Source organism: Rhodanobacter fulvus Jip2 (assembly GCF_000264315.1).
Lineage (GTDB): Bacteria > Pseudomonadota > Gammaproteobacteria > Xanthomonadales > Rhodanobacteraceae > Rhodanobacter > Rhodanobacter fulvus.
Map to the genome: position 1 here is coordinate 1 of NZ_AJXU01000095.1, position 2879 is coordinate 2879.

Genomic DNA, 2879 nt, shown 5'->3' on the forward strand with positions numbered 1-2879 from the left:
AATAGATCAGAGCATCCTTAGAGCAATGACGGTCGCGCATGGTGAATTCCCGTTTTGGACAGGTTTCTCACTCCGCCTGACGTTCGCGGCCGCGGGCCGTGGTCAGATCAGGCTTGTGAGGCTTGCGACGTAGAAAGACATGGGAAGGGCCCTGTGAACGGGACAGTCCGTTACGCAAACAGCCCATCGCGTGGCCGCGTCAAGGGGCTCCTTAAAACCCTTGATATCGAACACACTTGACTGACTGCCCTTGGATACCAAGACAACGATGAAAGAACCATGGCTTCCCAATCGGAAAGGGTTCGGCGAGGATCCCGGCGGTTATGCCATGTTGGCGTGGATGAAGTGGGCATGCTTGCAGGAGCACGCTGGGCTTGCAATCGACCCGCAGAAGCCGCCGACCAGCGATGATCTGAAAAGTCCCACGCTCTGGTTGTCGCACTCCATGGCGCTCACCGAAGCGGCGGTGACACTGCTGCGCGTCGAACCACCCTTTGAGCACTTGCCACCGAAAATCCGTGGTGTGTGCGACACGCAATATTGTGCTGTTGCGTTGATGCTGGTGGGTTACAGCCTTGAAGTGTGCTTGAAGGCCATGGTGATCATCCGGGATGGAAGCGAGAGCTACGCCAGCGATGAAAAGGAATATCAGCATCACAAGCTGGCGCAACTGGCCTCGTTCATCCCTGATCTGTCAGAGAAGGACAAGGCCATCCTCGAATTGCTCACGCACTTTTCAACGTGGGCCGGCCGGTATCCGGACCCAGGCACCCGGCGCATCCAATTCCACGAGCAGGTGTTCCAGATTTCTGAAAGCAACCAGATTTCCGCAAAGGAGCTGTTCTTGCTGGCTTCAAGGGTGCAGAAGCACGTTCAAACGCTGATCGACTGATTGCCTGCAATCGTCACACCACCGTCGGTCGTTCGATATCGGGCCACGTGCGTCCCAGGTGCACGAACAACGCCTTGGTCCTCTCCCGGATGGCAGCCTCGTCCCACACGACAGCTGAGGGCTCGTGGAAGTAACGCGTGAGGTTCAACCGTGCGAATTTCAACAGCTCGGGCCGCTTGTCGGACCAAGCGCTGTTCGACAAGGCCGGGTTGAGATAGGGCGTGATCAAGGTGAGGTTGCCCAACGTGTTGAGCAGTCCATCGCGTTCGGCTGCGGCCTCTTGCGCCTTCACCGGATCGGCCAGGATTTCAGCTGACAGCGGCCAATGTTCCTGCCACTTTTGCGGCAGGACATGTTCAATAGTTAGTCCATCAGGAAGCGCCAGCACTTCGGACTTGTTGTGCTGCGCGGCGAATTCGAGGGCTTCGAGCACCAGGCGGACCTTGGGCTGGGACAAGCGCTTGTAGAGCGGCATGCCCCACACGGCCGTCAAAAGTTCCTCGTTGTCGGGATAGCGGACGCTTTCGCCGTTGCCCTTCGCCAACCAGGTCGAGACAAACGATGCGGACACGTCACCTGCTTTGTCCGCGGCCTTGATCAGGTCAATGAACAGGCGGTTATAGTTTTTCGGGGTGAGGCCGCAGATCATCCGTCGCACGAGGAAGGATTCGACAACGTCCAGCAGGCGATCGAACTCGGTCTGCCGATTTGGCATCAGTTCGCCATAGGCAAAAAGCAGGAAAGGATAGGCCGTGGTGGTGTCTATCGCATCCAGACGACGCAGGAACAACGCCAAACGTGGATGGTTACCCGCCGTGGTGAATTTCGCGTAGATCTTGGCGTAGCGGTCCAGTTGCGCCATGTGTTCCGCAGAGGTCGTCGGCAGCGGGATCAGGGAGCCTTCCACCGGCTCGGCGCTCTGCACAAAACCCTTGAAGATGCTGAACAGGTGCGTGGACTTCACCTCGTCACTGGTCATTAGAGCGAGGTAATAATTCAGGAAGATGTCGATGCGATAACGGGTGATGCGGCCTTGCTTAATTTCCACCCGCCACCAGTTGTCATCGAACCCACGCCAATGCTGCTCATACAGTTTTTCAACATCCTCGCCTTCGGATGAGGCACGCCGAAACAGGAAGTTCTTGATCAAGTCAGCAGGGAGCAAGGGCTCACCCAAGGCGTTCATCGTTTCAAAGATGACTTGGGTTTCATCTTCCTTATCCAGGTCGATGACAACCATTTGCAAACTGGCCTTCGCCACCTGCCACAAAGCTTCGTGTCTGTCGCCCATACTGATTGACATGGCGGGCTCTGATTCACCGACCACGTCCAGCTTGCCGGTAAACCAAGTCACCAGCTGAGAGGAGAAATATCGGTAAGCGCCAACGATGTTGGAACTGCGCAACTCAGGTTTGGATTTGAGTTGTTCGTCGAGTTTTGCGGCGGATCCGACTTCATGCACCAGGCGAAAGGCCGGGCGATCGCCGTTGGTCGGCCAGAGCTTGAATGCTTCCACCTCATGATCAATCTTGTTGGGGCGGTTGCTGACCAGATCTCCAAACCGCTCCACATACTTCTCACTTTCGAGCGAGGCGGCGTGATCGCGGCAGGCGACCAGGAACAGTTGGAGGGTGGTGAAACGCTGTTGTCCGTCGATCACCTGACGGCTTTCGACAGATCCGGTGGCATTGCCCAATTGTTCCAGGACAACAGCGCCCAGGAAGTGGGGATGGACACTGCCTTTGCGCAGCAATTTGTTCAACAGCCCCTGAATGTCATCCCAGAGCGGTTCCCAGTTGCGCTGCTCGTCCCAGACATACGGGCGCTGAAACAAGGGAATCTGGTATTGGATCGTTCGCTCGAAAATGCGTTCGAGATTGCGTGCTTTCGCTTCCATGCCCCGTCCCCTGTTGTAAGGCCTGCGATCTTACAGCGGCACCCGCCGTTAGGAGAAACGAAGTGACCAACTAAGGATGCTCTGATCTAT

Annotated in this window: 2 protein-coding genes; one reads left to right on the forward strand and one right to left on the reverse strand. The window is 56.5% G+C overall.

Annotated elements, in window-relative coordinates:
- Positions 1-268 precede the first annotated feature (268 nt).
- Entirely contained in the window at positions 269-892 is a 624-nt protein-coding gene (locus tag UU9_RS17170; RefSeq protein WP_007083036.1) for a hypothetical protein, read from the forward strand.
- Between the two features lie 13 nt (positions 893-905).
- On the opposite strand, the gene UU9_RS17175 is transcribed toward UU9_RS17170, so the two are convergent.
- Entirely contained in the window at positions 906-2789 is a 1884-nt protein-coding gene (locus UU9_RS17175) for a DUF262 domain-containing protein (protein ID WP_007083037.1), read from the reverse strand.
- Positions 2790-2879: the final 90 nt, after the last annotated feature.

Bases quoted from the DNA above. Each gene is read 5' to 3' on its own strand.
- UU9_RS17170 (WP_007083036.1), top strand. From the start codon at position 269: ATGAAAGAACCATGGCTTCCCAATCGGAAAGGGTTCGGCGAGGATCCC.
- UU9_RS17175 (WP_007083037.1), bottom strand. From the start codon at position 2,789: ATGGAAGCGAAAGCACGCAATCTCGAACGCATTTTCGAGCGAACGATC.